Source organism: Pseudomonas sp. EA_35y_Pfl2_R5, from assembly GCF_963970805.1.
GTDB lineage: Bacteria > Pseudomonadota > Gammaproteobacteria > Pseudomonadales > Pseudomonadaceae > Aquipseudomonas.
In genome coordinates this window covers 443,734-464,862 of sequence record NZ_CAXAOW010000001.1, presented here as the reverse complement: position 1 = coordinate 464,862, position 21,129 = coordinate 443,734, and the positions used below count along the sequence as shown (strand labels likewise).

Sequence of the window (21,129 nt, the reverse complement as noted above, 5' to 3'; positions counted from 1 at the left end):
AAGCTCTTGCGTAGGCCATACACAAGAGCCTCGTCATGAAGTATCTGCTGCTGTTGTCTCTACTCTTCCTGCCGCTTTGCCATGCCGAACAGGTGTTGCGCGCTGATTATCGTGAGCGCCCGCCGGAAATGCAGGCCCTCGACTCGCTGCCCGTCGGCCCGCTGATCGAGGTTCTGGACACGGCCGCGCAACGCGTCGGCGCGCGCATCGAATGGCGTTACGCGCCCTTTGTGCGCAGCCTGGAAGACCTCAAGTCCGGGCGCATCGACCTGGTGCCGCGCGTGTTGTTTACCGCCGAGCGCAGGGACTACGTGCACTTTCTGCCATCCATCGGCACCCAGCGCAAAAGCATCCGCTTTATCGTCAAGGCCGGTCAGCAGGCCAGCCTGCGCAGCTATGCCGACCTGCACGGCAAAGTGATCGGGGTCAAACGTGGCACTGCCTACTTCGATACGTTCGATGGCGACAGTGCCCTGAATAAAAGCCTGGCCACTGACGATTACCTGCTCGCCGGGATGTTTCGTGCCGAACGCCTGGATGTAATGGTGGTGCTGGACGCCGAGGCCATTGAGGCGCAGTTCAACAAGATCGGCTTCAGCGATTACAGCTACGCCGACTACCAGTACGAGCAGTCTGTCGGTAACTATTACGGCGCTTCCAAGCGGCACTATCTGGGCGACAAAGCGGTCCTTTACGAGCAATTGGGACAGACGCTGCGCGGCATGCGCGAGAGCGGCGAGATTGCCCGCATCTACCATCGCTACGGCGTCGCACCGCCAGAGACCGAAGAGTAGCGAACTGCCAGCTTTTCCCGTGGTCAGATCAACGGTCGCAAATCCTACCGTCCACTCAGGAGTTCGCATGAGCATTATCGGCACCATCTTTATCGGCCTGATCGTCGGTCTGATCGCGCGCTTTATCAAACCCGGCAATGACAGCATGGGCTGGATCATGACCATCCTGCTGGGCGTCGGCGGCTCGATTGCCGCCACCTACGGCGGCCAGGCGCTGGGCACATCTACAAGGTGGGTGAATCCGCCGGCTTTATTGGTGCCGTGATCGGCGCCGTGGTGCTGCTGGTAATCTACGCCGCTGTCAGAAAGGACTGATGTCCTTTCACTCCGCTTCTTAGTGAGCCTGCCGATGCGTTATCTGCTGTTATCCCTGCTGTTTATTAGCACCCTGGCCTGCGCTGAACTACCGGAAACCGACTGGCTTGAGCTGATGCCTCCGGAAGATCGCCAGGCCTTGGAAGACATGCCCGAGATCAGCCACCAAGGCCTTGAGCAGGACAGCGGCTTCTACAACCCCGGCGGCCTCAAGCAGCAGGACCAGAACCTGCCCGCGGTGATGTACTCAACTAAAACCGTCGCCGCCTTCGACGGCAAAGCCATCCGCCTGGGTGGCTACCCGGTACCACTGGAAACCGACAGCAAAGGCCACAGCACGCTGTTCTTCCTGGTTCCCTACCCCGGTGCCTGCATCCACGTCCCACCACCACCGCCGAATCAACTGGTGCTGGTGCGCTACCCCAAAGGCATCGAGCTCGAAGACATCTACGCCCCGTTATGGGTCAGCGGCACGCTGAAGATCGAACAGGTCAATAACGAACTGGCGGATGCGGCGTATGCGCTGGAGGCGGGGGAGGTTAGGGTGGTTGAGGAAAGCGATCTTTAACGGTCATGTGCCGGCGGTCTTCCGGCACATCGCGCGCGCCAGCTGATAGTCGTTTTAGTTGGCCTCGATGGCGCGTAGCAGCTCCGCCGATGTCAGGCGTTTCAGCGTATGCATGGCAGGGTCCGTCTCCACATCCAGCGCCAGTGGCGTGATGCCGTCCGCGTCATACACGAAATAAGCGTTGCCGCTGCTCACTTCATAAGTTTTCCCACTCGCAGTCGCTATGGTTTTCGGGGTTGCACCCAGCAGCACGTCGAGCGAGTCGTAACGCAGCACTACGTCGACCTCGCCTAGTTGACCAAGGGGAGCGTCGGCCGCTTGAGAGGGCTCGGCCATCACTGATTGCAGAGACACCGCGTTTGAGGCGTCGATCCACTTGTCCGAGTAGGCGAAAATCAGGTCCTGATCCTCGCTCGACAGTGGTTTATCTAGGTTGCATACGGCCTTGCGAATGGATGCGCCATTCTGTCCATTGCGGATATTGCCGTATGCGCAATTGATCACCGGGGCGTTGTCCTTGATCGTGAGGGTATAGAACACCTCAAAAGATGTGTTTGCCCCGGCGTTTCTATAGGTCAGCGTAGGAGCACCGTTGAACGAAACCAAGGCTCTGGACGTCTGGCCTGCGTAGCCAACGATGTCTGCGATTACCATGGTTTCCGTTCCCCAGCTGATCGTCAACTCACCGGTTTTCATATCCGCCCAGTAGGTTTCAATGCTGCCACCTTTATCGAATGTGAGGGGCTTTGCCTGTGCTTGTGCGGGGGTGGCCAGCACAAGCATTAGCAGTAAGGTTATTGGAATAACGTAGGGCAAAGCGACGGCTCCATCAGTAAAAACGAGATCGTATTTCAGCGGTTTATGCACGTTTCATATTCTGTAGCGAACGATTTATCAAAAAGTAGTTTTTCAAGCTCCTCCACATAGCCTGAAATGTTGGTATATCGGCAGTGCGATCAATCAGGGCCAGGGTAGATCCGTACTCTGGCCCTAGATATGAGTTTGCGGGAGCCTCCGTGCGTATGGCTTAGCTGCTGATTTCCTCTCCCACTGCCTCGGTGACCATCTCCAGCCAGCCTGGCTTGTCTGTTGGTCGCTTGCCGTCTTCGGCATCTACTGCCGCCAAGGCCTGACCTAAGAGGCCGCTGATGTCCTTGCTCTCCTTCGCCTCTTGCAGGGCCTTGGCCGCATCTGCGGCTTTGAGGATGCTTTGTAGTTCTGGAGTTTTTGCGGTTGCTTCGTTGAGTGGCTCGGGCAGTGGCATGGCATTGAGCAGGCTGACAATATCGCCGGGCTGTCGGGTAAAAGCGCGCAGCGCGTCAACACCTTGCAGCATAGGTAGGGCAATACCGGTAAGGGGGTCGAAAGCACTGATTTCAGGTAGCTGTGGCATACCCACCTTGCCAGTCAGTACGGGAGTGGCCAGAGAGGGCAAGAACAGGCCCAGCAGGTAACGCGGGTTGCGCTTTTTGATGCTCAAGCCAACGCTGGCCAGGGCAATACCTACGCCAACGACGCGGCCGGCAGTGGCCAGCACGGACAGGCTCTTATTCGACTCATTGTCGAAATGCGCCAAACGAAACCGGAAGTAGTCGGTGAAAGGCTCGCGTTCACCAAGGCCTGAAGAATTCATAAACCAGGCGCGTGAGTCATGTATCTGCTCATCGAACAGCTTTACCAGCAGCTCTTTGCCTGGTGCCGGCACACCTGGTGTGACGAATAGCTGGTTGTAGCACTCAGTGCCATGTTTGTAGATTTTCGCGTATTCCTCTGCTTCGTCTTCCTCGTTGATTAGAAAGACGGTACCGCCCAGCAGGATATTGATGATCCCGCCAACGGAAAGGGTGTCTTCGGTAACGCCCCAGGTACGCTTGTAATCCTGTTCGAACTCGGCGGCGGCACGGCGCAGTTGCTGGTCATCCAGCGCGGGCTCGAAGGCCTTGTTGGTATTGATACGTTGATAGGCATCCTGGCCACCAATAGCCTCAATATCTTTTTCGTACTGCGCTTGTTCTGCTGCGTTCAGTTCGCGTGGAGGCTTGCCTTCTCGAGCGGCGGTGTTGTCCTTGGTCTTTTTCTCGTGCAGGCGTTTGTGGGCTTCTTGCTGCTCTTCGGTCATGTCCTGATTGCGAACATGGCTATAGAAGCCTTGCTTGTCGATACCGCCGGCATAGCGGTCGATACGCCATCCGGTAATCAGGGCGGTCTCGCGCTCGATTACCTCCTCAAGTGGCCCACCTTTGGCGTTGGCCTGCCAGGCGTTAAAGCGGGCGATAAGCACGTCACCGAATGCAAACTCGGCAAATGTATCGAAATCCATTTTCCGCCATGGCTCATGCTCACCTATTACCGTTTCAGGAACCTGTAGCGGTGCTCCGATGAAAAATGCTTCCCGATACATATGATGCAAAGGCACTTGTGACAACAGCTCGCCTGGGCCGCCCACGGCCTTGCCTTGATCCTTGGCTGGGTAGCCGCCGCCGACATCCGAGTGCATGCCGGGATAGAAATATTCTTTGGTGCCGGCGCGATAACGGGAGGGCAGCTGGTTATTGCGCTTGCCATCCGCCGTCTTCTCGCGGCGGCGGATAGAGTCCAGCGGGAAGCTGGCGCGCTGCTCATGGGCGGACACCAGGTGCACGCAACGTTTAAGAAAGCTACGGTCGTCAGGCAGCTCGGTGGGCATACAGGCTTGTATGCTTGCCTCATCAGGAAGGCGCATGGTGTCATCGGCCCAGCTCATATGGCCGGCGGCAAAGGGCGCGCTGTCGGCCAAACCGACGGCAGCCACGGTATCGAACAAGCCAAGAAACTCGATGGAAATCGGCAAGCCCGCAAAGCGGTATTCAGTGCCGTTGTCGCCCTGGCTCCGTGTCAGGTCGGCCAGCCAGTTGGCAAAGGTGCGGGCCTGGGCGGCGCCACGAGAAAAGCCGTAGACATATAGACGTAGAGCAAGAAGTTCGGGCTTTTCTTCGGCGGCCTGGCGCTTATCCAGCAGGGCTTTTAGTTTCTGTTCTTCCGGGCGTATCGCTGCCTCACGCTTGCGAGCGCCATTTTCCAGTAGGCCGCCGCTAAGCACATTGGCGGCCCAATTGGTGCTCATGGCTTCGACGAGGGAGTATGTTTGATCAAAAGATAGGGGTTCCTGCCCTGAACTCTTTAAAGTGTTTTTTAGGGCATCGATCAAGCGAGTTAGGCCCCAGTTGATGCGGTTCTCACCGCCTTGGGCACCAATCAGCCCCATGCCATTAGGCAGATATTCTTTGATCTCTTCGAAAACCGTACCCACGCCCGGACTGTAATAGCTGAAATATCCGTCGTCCCTCTTGTTAATAGACGCATGGAAAAGCCTTGCGACATTGCTGGTAGAGAGCGGATTCCCCTTATCTGAAGGCTCATGGTTATTGGTGCCATCAAAACACAGGCTGAGATGCAAGGTCTTGCAGCAAGGTGCGGGGGCTTCGTCGCCCTTGGCTGCTGCAGTAGCTGTAAGGCGGTTACCTGCACTTCGCTCATCGCGCTTTTGCTTACGAATATTGCCGGCAACTTCCCCCGTACTGAGTGGCAGGCCCGTACGAGTAAAGCGGGGCGCTGGCGATACGCTTGCCGGTGTGGGGTCACATCCTTGTGTCAGGGCTTCGGACATTCCGTATCCTCCATCTTGCGGGGGTAGTTGTAGGGGTAGCGAGGATCACCGACAAACATATTGTTAGCGGAGACTCGAACCTGATTGCAGGGCAAAAAGTGAACCTTTATGGTTCCGGCTTCTTGATATTGGGGTATTTCAACTGTGACGCTATGGCGGGTGTAATTGCCGCGATGTTTCTCCATGCGTTTATTCCATGCGTCGGAGAAAGGTGTTTCTGGCCAGCTGCCATAACCACGGGGATCTGGATCTCTTTCCCACTCAACAATAGCTCGTAATCCCTGTCGCCAATAACGTGGAACCGAGCCGCAACAGACTTGTCCTCCCTCACCGTAAGGGCCAATACGTGGGCCACCGGCACCATTGACGGTAAAGCGATTAATGGCGGCTGAAGTATGGTTATAGCCCTCCACTGGGCCGCCGAGCATCTCGGATTCCTTGGCCATACAGCCGCTAACTAAAAGCAGGCTAAGTAGCAGGATAGATAGGCGATAGAGTGGTTTAGTCATGCTTAAAAAGCCCTTCCGATTGCGTTATTTTGTAACCGTCCCTGGAGAACAAAGCGGAGCTCTGGCAGTACGCTTGCCTGGGTGGAGTCACATCCTTTTATAAGGGCTTCGGACATTCCGTATCCTCCATTTCGCGTGGGTAGTTGTAGGGGTAGTCGGGGGAACCTGGCTTAATAACCGTGGCAGTGACTCGAACCTGATTACAAGGTAAAAAGTGCACTGTTATTGGTCCGGCTTTTTGGTACTGAGGTATCTCCACCGTGGCACTGTGGCGGGTATAGTTGGCGGCGTGTTTTTTATAATTTTTCGGATCAATAGAACCGTATTTGTTTCGCTTTAATGGCACTGATGGAGAAGGATTTGGATCTTTTTCCCACTCCACAATGGCCCTTAATCCCGGTCGCCAATAACGTGGAATTGAGCCGCAGCAAACAAAACCACCGCCACCGCCATAAGGGCCAAGGTTAGGGCCGCCAGCTCCATTAACGGTAAAGCGATTGATGGCCGCGGAGGTGTGGTTGATACCACTTATATCCGCGCCAAGCATCTCGGATTCCTTGGCCATGCAGCCGCTTAGCAGTGAGGCGACGAGCAGGCTGGAAATTACAGCGGCCCTGCGGATCATGCCCACTCCTCGGCGTTTTCCGGCGGCGCCACTGGAGAGTGTTTGGCCAACCAGGCACGGACAAAGCTGTCACGCTGGTCGAGGTCATATAGCCCTTCACGGTTCGCTGCCAACTGCCCATGCATCAGATGGCGTATCAAGGGTTCCTGCTGAGCCATGCCATAGTCCTGGGGCTTTACATCCCAGTTACGGCGGTAGTCCTCTGCCGCACTCCATGCCAACAAACTGGTGACTTGCTGGTGTTTAAGGCGCAAGGGCGGCAGTGGCGATGGCAATTCCGGCTGACGTCTGAGGCTGCCCGCCAGGCTGCGGGGTTGGCGGTCGCGATCCTGCCAGTGCCAGGCGATAACGGGAGCGTGGAACCACATCTGTTGCGCGTCGAGCGCCTCGCTTGTGGCTACTAGCAAGCGAGGGTCGTAGAAGCGCAGCAGGCCGCTGCTTCTGCCCTCGTTCCACTCGGCCTGGGTGCAATGGCTCAGGTGGTTGGCAAGCGCGGCAAAGGGCCAGGGGCTAAGCAGCGCCAACAGGTGTTGATGGGCGTTTTTGCTGGCAAGCAATTCGCTAAGCCAGATTTGCTGGTCGAGTTGGTCGAGCCCCACTCGCAGTAGCAGCGGCCCGTTAGCCGCTATAGCCTCTTCCGGGGTGCCTTGCAGAAGCTTGGCTAGCTCTGGGGGCTGCCCAAGCTCGGCGAGGCGTGAGAGCAGTGGATAGTGCAGATTGCTGGAGTCGACCAACAGGTCGAAATGCTGCAGGCGCGCCTGCTCTGCTTGTTCGTAAAGCAGGCCTAGCCAGGTTTGGGGCGAAGGTTTCATAGCGTTCTGTTTGCCTCTCAACGTGCAACGAGTGCTTGAGCTTTATTTTGGGCGAGGCGCAAGCACTCCTCACACACCGCAGGTTGAGGCTTGTCTGTGCAATTGCTAAGCAGCCCAGGCTGCGCCTGCTCCAACAAACGCCCCGCCTTATCGCTATCCGCCGCACCCGGCAGCACCGGTGGTTTGATGCCGATGCCTGAGCCCTTACCCGGAGCTCCGCCGGCGTTGATTCTGGCTTGTGGGCCAACCAGGGTGATGCCGCCGGGGTCGAGTTTGATAAAGCTGCCGCCGGCTTTGATCGTCAGTTCGACGCCGGCTTCGATAACCATCTTTTGCCCGGCTTTAAGGTGTATTTCGCGGCCGACTTTGGTCAGTTGCGCGGTGCCGAGTTTGAGGTGTTGGTTCTGCCCGACGGTGAGGTGATCGTCGGGTTTGACTTCGACTTTGCGCTCGGTTTTGACGGTGAGGTTTTCTTCGGCCTGCAGCTCGGTGTAGCTATTGGCTTCGACGGTGTCGTGGCGTTCGTTGCCGACACGGATCTTCTGGTCGTGCTCGATGTTTTCGTCCCAGTCGCGCTGGGCGTGGAGGTAGATCTGTTCGGCGCCTTTCTTGTCTTCGATGCGCAGCTCGTTGTAGCCGCCACCGCCCGGCGTGCTGAGGGTTTTGAACACGGTGCGGGTCTTGTTCGCCGGCAGGTCGTAAGGCACGACATGTTCGGCGTGGTATAGGCAGCCGGTGACCAGCGGTTGGTCGGGGTCGCCTTCGAGGAAAGTCACCAGCACTTCCATGCCGATCCGTGGAATGGCGATGCCGCCGTAGCCATCACCGGCCCAGCTGGAGGCTACGCGCAGCCAGCAGCTGGTGGTGTCGTCGGCCTGGCCTTCGCGGTCCCAGAAGAATTGCACTTTGATTCGGCCGTATTCGTCGCAGTGGATTTCTTCGCCTGCTGGGCCGGTGACCACGGCGGTTTGGCTGCCCAGGACTTTGGGTTTTGGATGGGCCAGTGGCGGGCGGAAGGGCACGTCCCAAGGCGTGGCGGTGAAGTGGTTGCGGTAGCCCTGGGTGAAGCCGTCGCTGGCGGCGGTATGGCTGGTGACCGACTCTTCCAGCACCTGGGGTTGTTTGCCTTGGTGAATCACCTCGTGCAGCAGCCAGAGGTCGTTGTAGTCCTGGCGCGGGTGGTCGGAGAGTTCGAGGAAATGCCCGCAGAGCAGTTTCGGTTGATCGCCACGCCCTTCGGCCAGGCGGTAGTCGGTGCGGTGGCGTTCGAGGTGGCGTTGGCTGAGGTGTTTGCCGCGCACACGGTCTACAAAGCGGCCGGGGTAGTCGTAATCCTCAAGATCCGGCAACGGCTTGGCCTCGGGGTCGCGATCCTCCTTGAAGGCGGCTTCCATCAACAGTCGTGGCTGTTCGAAATCGTAATCACGGCGGGTGATGCGGCTGGTGCGGGTTTCCAGGCGTACGGCGAAGCGCTTGATCACCGGCTCATCGGCGGTCATGCCGTTGTCTTGCAGGTAGGCGGTGGGTTGGCCGAGTTTGCCAAACGCAGTCTGGTCATCACCAAAGGTCAGTACGTGGCCCTGACTGCTGTGCTGGAAGTGGTAGTGAATGCCTTCCTCCTCGCACAGACGTTGGATGAAGTGCAGGTCGCTCTCGTCGTACTGCACGCAGTAGTCGCGCGTGGGGTAAACCGTGGGGCCGAGCAGGAACTGGTAGCCGCCCTCGACGATGCCGTGCTCCTGCAGCACCTGGGCAACGATCTGCGGCACTGTCAGGTGCTGGAAAATCCGTTGGTTGGTGCGCAGGGCCAGGTAGCTCAGCTGCGGCACGATGCTCAGCTTGTAGCGGGTCAGGCGCTTGCCGGATTCGGCTTGGGCGACCTGATAGATCAGGCCGTGAATACCCAAGCCGTCTGGGGTAAAAGCGAGAAAGGCGCGCTGATGCAGCAGGCTTTGTAGGTCCAGCTCGGCGTTCTCGCTGATCAGTTCCACCTCGAAACGATAGGGCTGACTGATGGCTTCGCGGCCGCTGAACTCGAGCACTTGCAGGTCGTGCTCAAGGCCTTCGATGCTTAGGCTGAAGTGGGTTTCATTGGCCGGGTTGAACATAGTCATTTCCTTGTTAAAAGATCATCCATTGATGCTGCTGTGCGCGTGCTGCGTTCAACTGCGCCGTAGCCAGCGCCGCCAGCCGCTGGGTGTGGGCTGGCGAAATACCTCGAGCAACTGTGCGCAACTGATATTGCGCTGCGCTTCATCGAACGCCAGCGCGGTGCGCAAAGCGGGCCAGCAATGCGTCGGTAACTGCTCCGGACGTTGCAGCTGCTTATCCAGCTCCATGGCCTTGGCCTGTTTGGCACTCTGCCGGCGGAACGGGTGGCGCCCACTGGCCAGCTCATACAGCACGCACGCCAGGGCATAGACATCGGCGGCGGCAGTCAGCGGTGCGCCGTCGAGCAACTCCAGGGCGGCGTAACGCGGCGTCCAGGCGGTAAAGCGGTTACGGCACAGGCGCGGCAGGCCAGGTAGCAGGCCTTCCACGGGCTGGCCGAGACCATAATCGAACAGGCGTAGGCCGTCTTCGGCGAGCATCACATTGCTGGGTTTCAGGTCGCCATGCAGCACGCCGAGGCTGTGCGAATAGCTCAGGGCATCGAGCAGGGCGATGGCGATTTCCTGCAGCTCGCTCCAGGGCAGGCCCTCGGGGCGTTCACTAAGTAACTGGTCGAGGGTCAGGCCCTTGAGCAGCTCCAGGGTGAGGAAGGCGCGTTGACTCGGCACATCCACCTCGAAACCGAACAGGCGCACCACATGCGGATGATTAAGCCGCGCGGTGAGGGCGAACTCGCTGTACAGCAGCGAGTTGGCGTCCGGGTATTCGGCGAAGTCATCGCTGAGGGTTTTCAGTGCCACATAGGGCTCGGGATCACCGAACTGTTCGCGCAGCAGGTCACGGGCGCGATACACCGCACCCATGCCGCCAACGCCGAGCAGGCGCTCGATCTTGTAGCGGCCGCCGAGTACTTCCGGCAGTTCGCTGAGTACTTCGCGCGGGGCTTGCGTGGCCGGTTTGGCGGCAGTCGCGGCCAGGGCGAAGTAGGTCAGGTCGCTGGCCGGGCTGCTGGCCAGCTGCAGTTCGTCGAGCAGCTGTTCACTCATCCGTGAGTCCTCATCGGCGAATCACCACCGCACTCAGGTTGTCCCGCGCGGGGCCGTCGAGGGCCTGCTGGAACAAACGATTCAGGGTCAGCTGCGGTGACGGCAGGTTCAGCGCAGCACCCAGAGCATCGGCTGATAGGCCCTGGTAGAGACCATCGCTGCACAGCAGAAAGGCATCGCCGGGCAGCACATCGAGTTCGAGAATTTCCAGCTTCAGCTCGTCACTGGCGCCGATGGCGCGGGTCAGCGCGTGCGCTGCCGGATGCCGAGCGGCTTCGCTTGGGCTCAGTTGCTGCTCGTCAATCAGTTGCTGCAACAGCGAGTGATCGCGGCTGAGCTGATACAACCGACTGCCGCGCCACAGGTAGCAGCGGCTGTCGCCGGCCCACACGCAGGCGGCGCGGTCGCCTTCGATCAGCAGCGCCACTACCGTGCTGCCGATCACCGGATCGGGATGGGCAGCGGTAACTGTCAGCTCCTGGCCGAGGCGCCGGTTGAGCGAATGCAGGCGCTTGCGCAGTTCATCCAGACGCTGCGGCAAATCGCCTGCGCTCGGCTCGGCCAACTGCTCGACAATCAAGCGGCTGGCCAGGGCACCGTTCTGGTGCCCGCCCATGCCGTCGGCAACCACCCACAGGCCCTGCTCTGGCAGGGCCAGAAAGGCATCCTCGTTGCGCGCCCGCACCTTGCCGGTGTCGGTACGCGCAGCGCTGCGCCAGAGGTTGGCAACCTCCTGCATCAGAGCGTGGCCGGCAGTTTGAAGCTGCGCAGCTGGTCGAGGTCAAACGGGTTCGGCGAGCGCTGGCTGTGCAACAGGTAGTTGGCACGCAAGCCGCCCAGGTCGGCCTTGAGCATCAGCACGTCACGACCACTGTGGTAGTCCACGCTCATCAGGTCGAGCAGACGGAACAGCGACCAGGGGCCGGTGTTCTTCTCGATCCCGACCTTGCGTCCACCGAGCTCTTCTACAACCAGGCTGGTGCGTCCTTCATTGGCCTCGGTCGGCCAGCTGAAGGCAGTCTGCACGATAGGTCCGTGGCGGTATTCCATCTGCTGGTTGCCGAAACGGAAATCGGCACGGCCCAGGCTGGAATCCAGCGAGTAGGGCTCGAGCTTGAACAGCACTTTCGGCTCGTTGGGGTTCTCGGCAAAGAAGCTGCGGCGGATGGTTTGCGCATGGCTCATCTGCAACAGGAACTCGCGCGACAGTGGCAAGCCACGGCCATCCATACGGCGCAGTTGATACTGGCCGGCGGTGCCGCTGACAAATGGCTTGAGGTAGCTGTCGAAGAAGCGCTCGGCAATACCCTGAGCCTTGAAGAACTCGCGGAAGTCGGCAATCGCCACATCGCTTTCGCTGTGTGCGCTGAACGGATAACGCTGCTTCAACGAGCCATCGTAAGCGGCGTAGAGCTCGCTCTTATAGCGCTGGTTGAGGTAGTGGTAGGCGTCATTGAGCACTAGCATCCAGCTGTCTTCGGCGAGCAGGCCGAGCCAATTACCAACCGGTTGCGGCAGTCGCGCGGCACTGCTGCGCACCTGATTGATCGCGTCACGCTGGCCGCCCATGCGCGCCTTGGCCAATTCAAAGGCTGCTTGCTCCGGTGCGCTGGCGTGCGCCAGGCTGGCCAGTTGCAGCTGCAGGGCATCCAGCGCTTGCATGCTGGCAGCCAGCTCAGCCCCGGCACCGCCATTTTCATCAAGCAGGCGGTGCAGTGGCTCGAAACGACGCTCAAGGGTTTTGCGCGCAGTGTCCGGCAGGTTTTTCACCAGCGCCGCTTGCGCCTGTTCGGCGGCAGCACCGGCCAGTTTGGCAACTTTGCCCAGCTTGCCCTTGGCACCTTCCAGCGCTTCGGCGGCGGCACCGGCATCATCGGCGGCTTCGGCCATGCCTTTGAAACGGGTGTTATCACGCACTTCGACCAACAGCTGCAGCAGCGGTGAGTTGGCCGCAGTGAGGCTGGAAAGCTGCAGAGCGCCCTGATTGGCGCTGCCGATCGGGTCCAGCGACAACTGAGCAAGGGCTTCGCCCCAGTAGTTGGCGTAATCGCGGAAGTACAGCTGTTCCATTTCCACCAACAGGCGGCTGAGGTCGCTGCTGCTGAGGGTGTCGCTGTCGCCCAGTACCCAGTTATCGCGCAGCAGTTCGCGTACCAGGTCGGCACCCTTGGCGGTAAAGGTTTTCTGGTAGCCAGCCTGGGTATAGAAGCCCGGAATGGCGTAGTCGCTGCCGACAAATACGCCGGCTTGCGGGCCGAGCTTCTGGCTCAAGCGGTACTCCGGCAGGCTGCGGGCCTGGTCGCGGAGCATGCGGTAAACCACGTTGGCTAGCGATTCGCTACGCAGGATCTTGCGCGCTTCTGCGACCAATGGAGCGTTGAGCGAGTAAGGGGTAAACGACTCGGACAGCAAACGGTCGAAGTGCTCGTTGAGACCGCGCTGACCGACGCTGTTGCCGGCATAACGCAGCGACCAATCGGCTGCCAGCCATTCTTGCAGGAAGGCTTTGTCACGGCGCTCTTCGAGGTTGAGCATGAGGTAAGCGCGCAGGCTGTTGAGCAGGCGTTCACGGTCATTGAGGTTAGCGCGGACCTGGGCTTCCAGTTGGCGGCCAACACGGCTTAACAGCAGATTTTCCAGTTCGCCACGGTAGGCCCGCTGTACGGTTGGATCGGTTTTCTCACCCTGATACAAACCACCACGTTGCAAATAGGAGGCCTGATCCACCGGCGGGAATACCTGAGTGGCCGCGTAGCTTTGATCCAGCGCCTTGAGAGTGCGCAATGCATCGTCTTGCGCACTCAGGCTTTCGTGTTGCTGAGTCAGTTGCTGAGCGAGATCGCGCAGTTGTTCCAGGCGGCCGTGGTTACCGGAAAAACCATTGGCCCAGACCACACCAAACACACCGAGCACGACCAGGGCCGTGGCGTACATGGCGCGTTGGCCCCAGTCGATACGACGCACTTCCTTTTGATCCAGCCCGGCAAGGTCGGCCTCGGGGAAAATCACGCGATTGAGCACATGATTGATAAAGCGTGCGCGGCCGCTGCGGAAGGTCGGCAGGGCGCTGCTGGCCAAGCCGAGGTTGCGACCAATGCTGCTGGTGCTTGCATCGAGTTGGTCATTCAGTTCCGGTGCGCTGGTCAGATAGAAACCACGCAACTGGCTGGCGCGCTGATAGCGGTTGCCACTAAACGCCAGCTCGCTGAACAAGCACAGACGCTCGCCCAACAGGCCGAGTTGGTGCGGGAAGTCGAGAATGCGGCCACGGCGCTGGGTGTCGCGCTCCTGGTGCATGCGCAGGATCACCTGGCTGTTGAGGCGGCGCAGCAGCTCTTCGAACTCCTGACGGATTACCTGTACATCGGTGGCGTTCTGCTCCTTGCGGAAGCTGGCGCCGAGCACTTGATCGCTTTCTTCGCGCGATAGTTGGTCGAAGAACTCATCAAAGCCCAGCACTTTGTCGGCTTTGCTCAGCACTAGGTACACCGGCACGTTGGCGCCAAGGCGCTGATGAATATCCTGCAAGCGCTGACGGGTCTGGCGGGCGAGGTTTTCCAGTTCGACTTCGCTACCGCCTTGCAGGTACTCGACGGGGATATTCACCAGCACGCCATTGAGCGGGCGCGCGCGGCGTTTGCGCAGCAGGCCGAGCAGGGTTTCCCAGGCGCGGCCGTCGATGGCCGCGTCTGGTTGGGTCAGGTAGCGCCCAGCGGTGTCGATCAGTACGGCGTGGTCGGCAAAATACCAGTCGGCGTAGCGCGTGCCGGATACGTCTTTGGTCAGGCGTTGCTGGTCACCACGGTTGAGTGGGAAGTCCAGGCCGGAGAAGTCCAGCAGGGTGGTTTTACCGCTGCCTTGTGGGCCGAGCAGCATGTACCAGGGCAATTCACTGCGCCATTTTTCGCTGCGACCGCGGTACAGGCTGGAGCGTTTCAGGGTATGCAGCGCCTGCTTGAAGCGATGGCGCAACTCCATCTGTTCTTCATTGATCAGGCCTTCACGGCGCAGGCGCTCTTGGGCGTCGGCGTCATCTTCTTCGGCCTTCTTGCGGGCGGTGGCCTTCCAGCTGGCGAACACCATGGCCAGGCCCCAGATCAGGAACAGCAAGCTGATGCTCAGCAAGCGACTGGTGGCCGACTCCCAGAACTTGTAATCACTGACCGCCAGTAGCGGGCCGACGAACCACACCAGCAGGGCTAGCACCAGTACCAGGCACAGACTCCAGACCCAGGTCTTGCGAAAAAAATTGGCTAATTTGCCGAAGAAACTCTTCATTTCGTCTCATCCATGAATGCACCCGCGGACGGGTCAAGTTGCTCGTATGGCTGCAAAATTGTTTCGCGTTGCTCGCCCAGTACCCAGGCAAAACCGCCATACATCACTACCAAACAAACCACTGTGAACAGCGCCACCAGCCACCACGGCACGATGCGCACCAGGCGCCGACGGGTGTCTTTCAGGCCCTGCCAGTGCGGCGAGACTTCGCGCGGCACGTCACCGCGCATCTGGCGGATCTGTCGGTACAGGCTGTCGCGCACCGCTTCCAGTTCGAGCATGCCGCGTGGCAGCACGCGGTACTTGCCCTCGAAACCGAGCGACAGGCACAGGTACATCAGCTCAAGCATCGGCAGGTGTTTGACCGGGTTGCGCGACAGGCGCTCAAGCAGCTGGAAGAACTTCTCGCCGCCGAAGGTCTCGTTGTGGAAGCTCGACAGCAGGCTCATCTGCGACCACGTGCTCTCATTGCCCCACGGCGTGGTCACCACGGCTTCATCGACCACGGTGCAGAGCACATAACGGGCGGCCATGACCTGGCTGCTTTCCGCACCTTCGTGCAGGGCGCGATGCTCGAACAGCTTGATGGCGCTGGACAGACGTTGGTTGAGCGCGTGCATGTCTTCACTGTCGAAGCTGTGCTTGAGGCGCACCACCTCTGAGAGCAGATTTGCGGCTGCGGCTACCAGCGGGTTGAGGCTGATATTGAAGCTCTCCGCCGGGCGTAGTCGCGCGGCGTAGATCATCCGCTCTTCCAGCTGTTCGAACTTCGGCGGTGCGGCAAAATCGGTCAGCGGGCTGTGCGCTGGGGCATCACCTTTACGGTTGAGGATGACGGTTTTGTCGTCCTGGCCGTATTCCATTTCCTTGGTCGTCATAATCAGTTCCTGATCGCCCAGAATTTCATCTCAAGCCCGGAGAACTCGCCGGACACGTGGAAAGCGAAGCCGCCGGAGCGTTCCAGCTGCGCCAGGTCTTCGGAGCCCAGTTCCAGGGCGAAGTAGGTTTTGCCCGAATGGAAGGGGATCTGCCGTGGCGCCACGGGCATCGGTTTGACCTTGATCCCCGGCAGGTGCAGGTTGACCAGTTGGCGGATCTGCTCCACTGGGCCGACCTTGAGGTGCGCCGGCAGGCGGTTGCGCAGCTCTTCCGAGTCGCACTGAGCGCTAGCCGCGAGGACGAAGGTGGAGGTGGCGAGCAACTTGTGGTCGTGCAGCGGCGACACTTGAATGCCGTACTGACGCTGCTGCAGGAGCATTTCGATAGCGTGCTGCTCCAGCACCATCGACAGCACTTGGCGAATCGCGTCCATCAGCTTGCGGAAGCTGGTGCCCTGGTCGCTGTGCAGGTAACGGCCTTCCAGGCGCGGGCGTTTGATCTCGCTGGAGAAGGTCGCCAGCTCGCCGAGCAGGCCGAGCAACTCGCGGTAGATCTGCTCCGGGTGCACCTGTTCGATGCCCAGGTAATGACGCAGCACCGGCTCGAAGCGGTTGATTAGCTGCAGCATCATAAAGTCGCCGACTTCCGCACCGCCGACCTTGCCGGTGGCGCGAATTCGTTCGGCGAGAATGTCGCCGCGGTGCGCCAGCATGCTGATCACTTCCTTCAAGCAGCTGAGCAGGTAGCCGGAGGCCTGGAAGTTGACGTAGGTGGGGATGAACTCTGGATCAATGCTGATGACCCCGTCCGGAGTGGTGTCGAGCACATCGCACAGTTGCAGTTTGACGTAGGCCTGATCGCTCTGGTGTTCACCCAGCAGCAGGCGGAAATCCGGGCGGCCGCAGCTGACCTGACTCGATGCGCTGTCGCCGGCGTTGGAGTCGGCCACTTCTTCATCGAATGCGGTAAAGCGGGCCAGTACGTCTTGCTGTTCCGGGCGGCGGCTTTCGATATGGTTGCCGGTGACTAGCGGCAGGGCCAGGTACACCGGGGTGTTACCGGTATTCGGCGGCACGTCGAGAGCCAGTGGCTCGCGCTCAGCACCGATATCGAACAAGGTGCCGTCCGGCAGAATGCCGCTGGCCTTGCTGACTACCAGCTTGCCCATGTTGAGGAACTGGCGGTCGATCTCCAGCTCGAAAAAGCCCCACGCGTAGCTGTCGAGCTTCTGCGTGCGGGTTTTCAGTTGGTAGTCGTAGTAACGGTCGTTCTGCTGGAAGTGCTGCGGGCGCAGCAGCATGCCTTCCTGCCAGACCACTTTATGCATGGCCATGGCTTAGTCCTCGTCCTTGTCGGCTTTATCCGGAGCTTGAATGCCTTTGGCATCCAGCGTCAGCACGCTGTAGTTGTGCTCTTTTTCCTGCAACACAATCACTGTGCGCCAGTTGCTTTCTGGCAGGTCGCGGTAAGCGGCCAATACACCGACATAGCGGCTGCCAGGCTGTACCGAGAGTTTCAGTTTGCGCTGTTCGCCAGGACGCAGCTCCAGCTCTTCGAGCACCACCATGTCCGGCGACAGGGCTTCTTTCGGGCGCTGATAGAGCGAAAAGAAGTCGGCCGTTTCAAACGACACTGGGTGCTTTAACTCGACCAGGCGCAGGACGATCGGTGAAGGGCGGCCATTGAGGTCCGGGTTGAGTTCGTCCCGACCGTTAAGGGTCAGGTCGAGTTTGGTCATGTCCGAATAGGGCGACAGTGCGGCACAGCCGGTAAGGCCGAGCAGGGCGGCCAACAGGGCCAGGGGGAGCAAGCGGTGCATGGAAATCATCCTTGAACGTCGTTGTTAAGAGTGGCGATTAGGCGAACCTGCTCTTCATAGGTGCGGGCAAAGTCGCGGGCGAACAGACGGTCGCTCCAGTCGTCGTTCTGCTCCAGCGCGCTGTGCAGACGGCGGTAGGCGCGCCAGCGGCTGCCGGCAGTGGCGATCAGTGGCTTACGCCCTTCGCGCTCGAAACGCAGGCTCAGCTGCTCCGGCGACAGTTGCTCGAACATGCCCTTGACCGCCGCACGGCTGGCGGCGAGCAGCGCCACCTGATGCGCCTGCAGATCACGGAAACTGCGGCTGATGGTTTGCTCGGCACTGAGCTGACCCGCCTTGCCGCCACGCAGTAGGGCGCTCAGCGCTTCACTGCTGTCTGCGGTGTGTTTGAGTGGGTTGTTACCGGCGCTCTGCACCGTGGTCAGGGCCAGGCGCAGCTCATTTTTCAGTTCGCTACGGGTGCGCAGGCTCTGTTGCAGGCTGCCGACGCTTTGCTTGAGCAGCTTGGCTGCATTCAGGGCCAGGGCTTCGCGGGCGTCATCGTCGAGGTCATCCAGCTTGACCCCGAGTGCTTCGCCGAATTTTTCCCAGAAGCTCAAAGGCAGGCGTACCGGCTCTGGCGCTGGCTTGGGTTGGGTGATTACCGGCGGTGCAATCAGCTCCGGCACCAGCAGGTTCTCTTCATCGATCTGCGCATAGTCGCGTTGCTGGGCATGCACGTTGTGCGGCTGCAACACGGCCGTCAGGTCATCGACCTGAGCGTACACACGCTCCTGCTGATCCAGTGCAGTCATCGGGTCGAGATCAAGAAAGGCGTCATCCGGAATAATGCTGCCGGCCGGCTGCGCACGGCCGATATCGCCGGCGAACAGCGCTGGGTCCTGAATCAGCCTTGCGCGCAGCTCAAAATCACCGAAGCAATACACGCTGCCATGCTCAATACGCTGGGCCTCGCCCTTGCGCAGGCTGGCGCCGCTGTCTTTCAGCTGAATACCGTTGCTGCTGGTATCGGTCAGGAAGAACGAGCCATTGCGATAGCTCACCTCGGCATGCCGGCTGGACAACACGCGCTTGCGATCCGGTATCACCCAATCGCACTCCTCCGCCCGACCAATAATGCCGCCGGCCTGCTTGAAGGTTTTGGTGGTCAATAGACCTGGCACGAACTGCTGTGCACTGACCACATCGAAGACCAGTTCCATGGTGTTTTACTCCTTGCGGTCAGTTGCCGCGGGTTTGAGCTTGCGGGTCGCCCAGCGGGCGGTATTCGTCGTCGCTGAACTTGTAATTGCCGGTGCAGGCAGAGAGGCTCAGAGCTGCGAGAAGAACGAGGGCGTAATAGCGTTTAGGCACGCGGATTTCCTCCTTGAAAGCGTGAATGGCAACGGTAGTCACCGTTGTAGTGGCAAAGTGCTGCTTGTGGGCGGGCATTGAAATGCAAGACAGAGCCTTGTCAGGTGACCTGGTTCATAAAAATGGCGGATGAGCGCCCGAAACTGAGAGCTGTGAGCGTTGAAGTTGTGTTGGCATTCTCCGATGTCACTTGTGTGTCTGCAGTGGTGACGTCACTAGGATCATGCATATTGGTGCCTGCTAGGACTTGGTATCCGTGCTAGTTGGGGTGTCTTTCGGTTTTCGTTATGCGCTAGCCAGCGAGCAACCAGTTGTTCAAACTCGGGGTGGTTCTGCGCGTTGCCGTACACCGCGCTGGATGTGATCGGTTGTTTTGCCAACAGCGCAAGACGCTGAAGCGTCATATCCAGCTTGTCGATTTCGACTGTGACGTCTTCTTCTATCGCCGCTTTGGCTTCTTGGTAATTCCGGCGCAGATCCCAGGTTGGGATGGAGCGATTACGTGGGTCATTTTTGTATTGCGACCAGGTGACGTTTTTCCAGCGGCGCAATTTTTTGCCATAGGTCTCGATTTCGTCAGATAGCCACTTCTGTTCGAGGTTGGTGAGGGTACTGCCGCCGCGCTTGAGACTTTCCTGCCAGCGCAACAATGTGGCGTGGCACGCAGGGATATAGCCACCGAGCATTGTGTGATCCATGACGGATAAACTGCTGCGTTCGGGCATGTCACCTTTTAGGGCTAGGTAGTTGTAACGCGCGCAGGTGGCTTCTTCGATGCCGGTGCAGCCTGGCTTCCAAAGCACAGACGTCGGTGGGCCATCCGCCTGTGGCAACGGCATAAAGTGCCATTGCTGGCCATGGTGCTGATAGTCGTCGCCACTGAAGTTATACATTCCAGCGAGAAACAGCAGTGCACCCACGCCGGTTGACCCGCCGATCAAGGCGGCGGCACCCGGCCATAGCATGGCCCCTTTGGTGTCCATCCAGGGTGCTGGCACGGTGGGAATCAGGTCGTTGTGGTTGACGATACGGTGGTGAGTCAGTGCGCTGGCACCTTTTACAAATGCCTCGTCACCGGCTCGCGGGGAACCGTAGGTGTAGAGCAGCACGTCTTCGGACCAATTGTTTCTTATCCATTCGGCCATTAACAACGCGATGGCCCCTCCGAGGCTATGGCCGCACACCACTATTTTCTGGTTGTTCGTGCGGGCAAATTCCAGATAGGGCACCACAAAGTCGCGCACAGCTTTAAAGGACTCATGGAAACCATGATGGGCTTGGCCCTCCCCCGCCTCATTTGGCACTTGAGTGGCATTGACGTCGCGCACCCAGTCGGCAATTTCCTGAGTGCCACGGGCAACGATCAATACCATCCGATCATCATGGGTAATAAAGGCCTGGGCCTCACCAAGTGTGCCGCGCAGGATATTTGCAGGCTGATGCAGAAAGTGCACGGCTTGTGGTGTTCTGCGCTCCTCATTCAAACCGGCAAAGTGCTCATTATCATGGGGCACAATTTCCAGCCGTTTTGAGTAGGGCACCTCCTCGGTCAGCAGGTGATAGGGCGTTGCGCCGCCAAAGGTATCGGGTTCTGTGCAGTGCGCCAGCGTGGTGTCCAGTACATGGCCAAGGGTGCCGGGAACCGAATAGGGTGGCTTTGCTTCGCCCTTCGGGTCCTGGTCAAAAGGCTGATTGAACGGGGCGTAGGATTGCGTGGCCATCAGGGCAAACTGGTAAGCATCCAGCGCATTGAACTCCTTGCTTAGGGAAAGCAGCGGCCGATAAGCGCGTAAGGCTTTGACCTCCAACACATGGTGCTGGTTGGGTGCTAGAGCTGTACCCAGTTGTTCTTTCGCCAGCCCTGTGCTCTGCTTAAGCGACGCGGACGGGCGTGGATGCCAGGAGCTATCGCTGCGCGGTAGATGCGAGATGACTTCTGCAAAGTCACTGACCTCAACCCGATGGAATCGGGCCTTTTCTTGCACTGCACGCTCTTCAGCCAAATAGGTTTTGCCATCTGTACGGCGAGGGCCGGTGGGGGATTGTTCGGCAGCTACTTGCAGAGCAGTGAGTGGGAGTTTGTAGGCTTTTCGCGTTGTGAGCTCTTTGTACCACTTGTCAGTGATATTGCTTGCCAGACCTGAAATATCCAGCACGATTGGACCGCAATAAATGTTCTCTGCACGTGCAAAGCCATCACTATCTAGAATTCCTTCGATCTGTTGTCCCTGGCTATCGTGCAGCTTATAGGGGAGACCAGCGTAAGAACTGCCATCACCATGTTCGTCAACCAGCCGAAAGCTGATCCAATGCTCCCGGAGAGGGCAATTAAGTGTTTCAACTCTGTTGGTTTTAACCGAGTCATTCATCCCT

General features: G+C 59.2%; 17 protein-coding genes and 1 pseudogene. 3 read left to right on the top strand and 15 right to left on the bottom strand.

Features of this window, described 5'->3' with window-relative positions; all coding sequences use genetic code 11:
• The first annotated feature begins 35 nt into the window (after positions 1-35).
• The 3 genes and pseudogenes from AACX99_RS02050 to AACX99_RS02040 all read left to right on the top strand — a co-directional run bounded on the left by AACX99_RS02050 (position 36) and on the right by AACX99_RS02040 (position 1,677).
• Complete coding sequence (locus tag AACX99_RS02050) at positions 36-794, top strand: substrate-binding periplasmic protein (protein WP_339409163.1); 759 nt, start codon at positions 36-38, stop codon at positions 792-794.
• Positions 795-861: 67 nt separating this feature from the next.
• Positions 862-1,109, top strand: a pseudogene (locus AACX99_RS02045) (GlsB/YeaQ/YmgE family stress response membrane protein).
• 34 nt (positions 1,110-1,143) lie between these two features.
• Positions 1,144-1,677 carry a DUF3299 domain-containing protein gene (locus AACX99_RS02040; protein ID WP_339409162.1) on the top strand — a complete coding sequence of 178 codons (534 nt, stop codon included), beginning with the start codon at positions 1,144-1,146 and terminating at the stop codon, positions 1,675-1,677.
• 54 nt (positions 1,678-1,731) lie between these two features.
• On the opposite strand, the gene AACX99_RS02035 is transcribed toward AACX99_RS02040, so the two are convergent.
• From AACX99_RS02035 to AACX99_RS01965, 15 genes are all read right to left on the bottom strand, one after another.
• Entirely contained in the window at positions 1,732-2,544 is an 813-nt protein-coding gene (locus AACX99_RS02035) for a hypothetical protein (protein WP_339409161.1), read from the bottom strand.
• A gap of 160 nt (positions 2,545-2,704) precedes the next feature.
• Positions 2,705-5,245 carry a T6SS phospholipase effector Tle1-like catalytic domain-containing protein gene (locus AACX99_RS02030; RefSeq protein ID WP_445261830.1) on the bottom strand — a complete coding sequence of 847 codons (2,541 nt, stop codon included), beginning with the start codon at positions 5,243-5,245 and terminating at the stop codon, positions 2,705-2,707.
• Between the two features lie 62 nt (positions 5,246-5,307).
• A complete protein-coding gene (locus AACX99_RS02025; protein ID WP_339409159.1) occupies positions 5,308-5,832 on the bottom strand; it encodes a DUF3304 domain-containing protein in 525 nt (174 codons plus the stop codon).
• A 97-nt stretch (positions 5,833-5,929) separates the two neighbouring features.
• Entirely contained in the window at positions 5,930-6,457 is a 528-nt protein-coding gene (locus AACX99_RS02020; protein WP_339409158.1) for a DUF3304 domain-containing protein, read from the bottom strand.
• A complete protein-coding gene (locus tag AACX99_RS02015; protein WP_339409157.1) occupies positions 6,454-7,269 on the bottom strand; it encodes a DUF4123 domain-containing protein in 816 nt (271 codons plus the stop codon). Before AACX99_RS02015 ends, AACX99_RS02020 begins: the two co-directional genes overlap by 4 nt.
• 17 nt (positions 7,270-7,286) lie before the next feature.
• Entirely contained in the window at positions 7,287-9,377 is a 2,091-nt protein-coding gene (tssI, locus tag AACX99_RS02010) for a type VI secretion system Vgr family protein (RefSeq protein ID WP_339409156.1), read from the bottom strand.
• A gap of 54 nt (positions 9,378-9,431) precedes the next feature.
• Positions 9,432-10,427: a serine/threonine-protein kinase gene (locus AACX99_RS02005; protein ID WP_339409155.1), complete on the bottom strand. Its 996-nt coding sequence runs from the start codon at positions 10,425-10,427 to the stop codon at positions 9,432-9,434.
• A 10-nt stretch (positions 10,428-10,437) separates the two neighbouring features.
• The gene (locus AACX99_RS02000) at positions 10,438-11,166 is read right to left on the bottom strand and encodes a PP2C family protein-serine/threonine phosphatase (protein ID WP_090379571.1); all 729 of its coding nucleotides are present in this window, start codon (positions 11,164-11,166) and stop codon (positions 10,438-10,440) included.
• Positions 11,166-14,705 carry a type VI secretion system membrane subunit TssM gene (gene tssM / locus AACX99_RS01995; RefSeq protein WP_339409154.1) on the bottom strand — a complete coding sequence of 1,180 codons (3,540 nt, stop codon included), beginning with the start codon at positions 14,703-14,705 and terminating at the stop codon, positions 11,166-11,168. Before tssM ends, AACX99_RS02000 begins: the two co-directional genes overlap by 1 nt.
• Positions 14,702-15,583: a type IVB secretion system protein IcmH/DotU gene (gene icmH, locus AACX99_RS01990; protein WP_339409153.1), complete on the bottom strand. Its 882-nt coding sequence runs from the start codon at positions 15,581-15,583 to the stop codon at positions 14,702-14,704. Before icmH ends, tssM begins: the two co-directional genes overlap by 4 nt.
• A 2-nt stretch (positions 15,584-15,585) precedes the next feature.
• Complete coding sequence (gene tssK / locus AACX99_RS01985) at positions 15,586-16,917, bottom strand: type VI secretion system baseplate subunit TssK (protein ID WP_090240817.1); 1,332 nt, start codon at positions 16,915-16,917, stop codon at positions 15,586-15,588.
• 3 nt (positions 16,918-16,920) lie between these two features.
• Positions 16,921-17,403, bottom strand: a complete 483-nt coding sequence (tssJ, locus tag AACX99_RS01980) for a type VI secretion system lipoprotein TssJ (protein ID WP_339409152.1) — start codon at positions 17,401-17,403, stop codon at positions 16,921-16,923.
• Positions 17,404-17,408: 5 nt separating this feature from the next.
• The gene (gene tagH / locus AACX99_RS01975) at positions 17,409-18,605 is read right to left on the bottom strand and encodes a type VI secretion system-associated FHA domain protein TagH (RefSeq protein WP_339409151.1); all 1,197 of its coding nucleotides are present in this window, start codon (positions 18,603-18,605) and stop codon (positions 17,409-17,411) included.
• 19 nt (positions 18,606-18,624) lie between these two features.
• Positions 18,625-18,756 carry a type VI secretion protein gene (locus AACX99_RS01970; RefSeq protein WP_339409150.1) on the bottom strand — a complete coding sequence of 44 codons (132 nt, stop codon included), beginning with the start codon at positions 18,754-18,756 and terminating at the stop codon, positions 18,625-18,627.
• A gap of 221 nt (positions 18,757-18,977) precedes the next feature.
• A complete protein-coding gene (locus AACX99_RS01965) occupies positions 18,978-21,125 on the bottom strand; it encodes a lipase family protein (RefSeq protein WP_339409149.1) in 2,148 nt (715 codons plus the stop codon).
• Positions 21,126-21,129 lie beyond the last annotated feature (4 nt).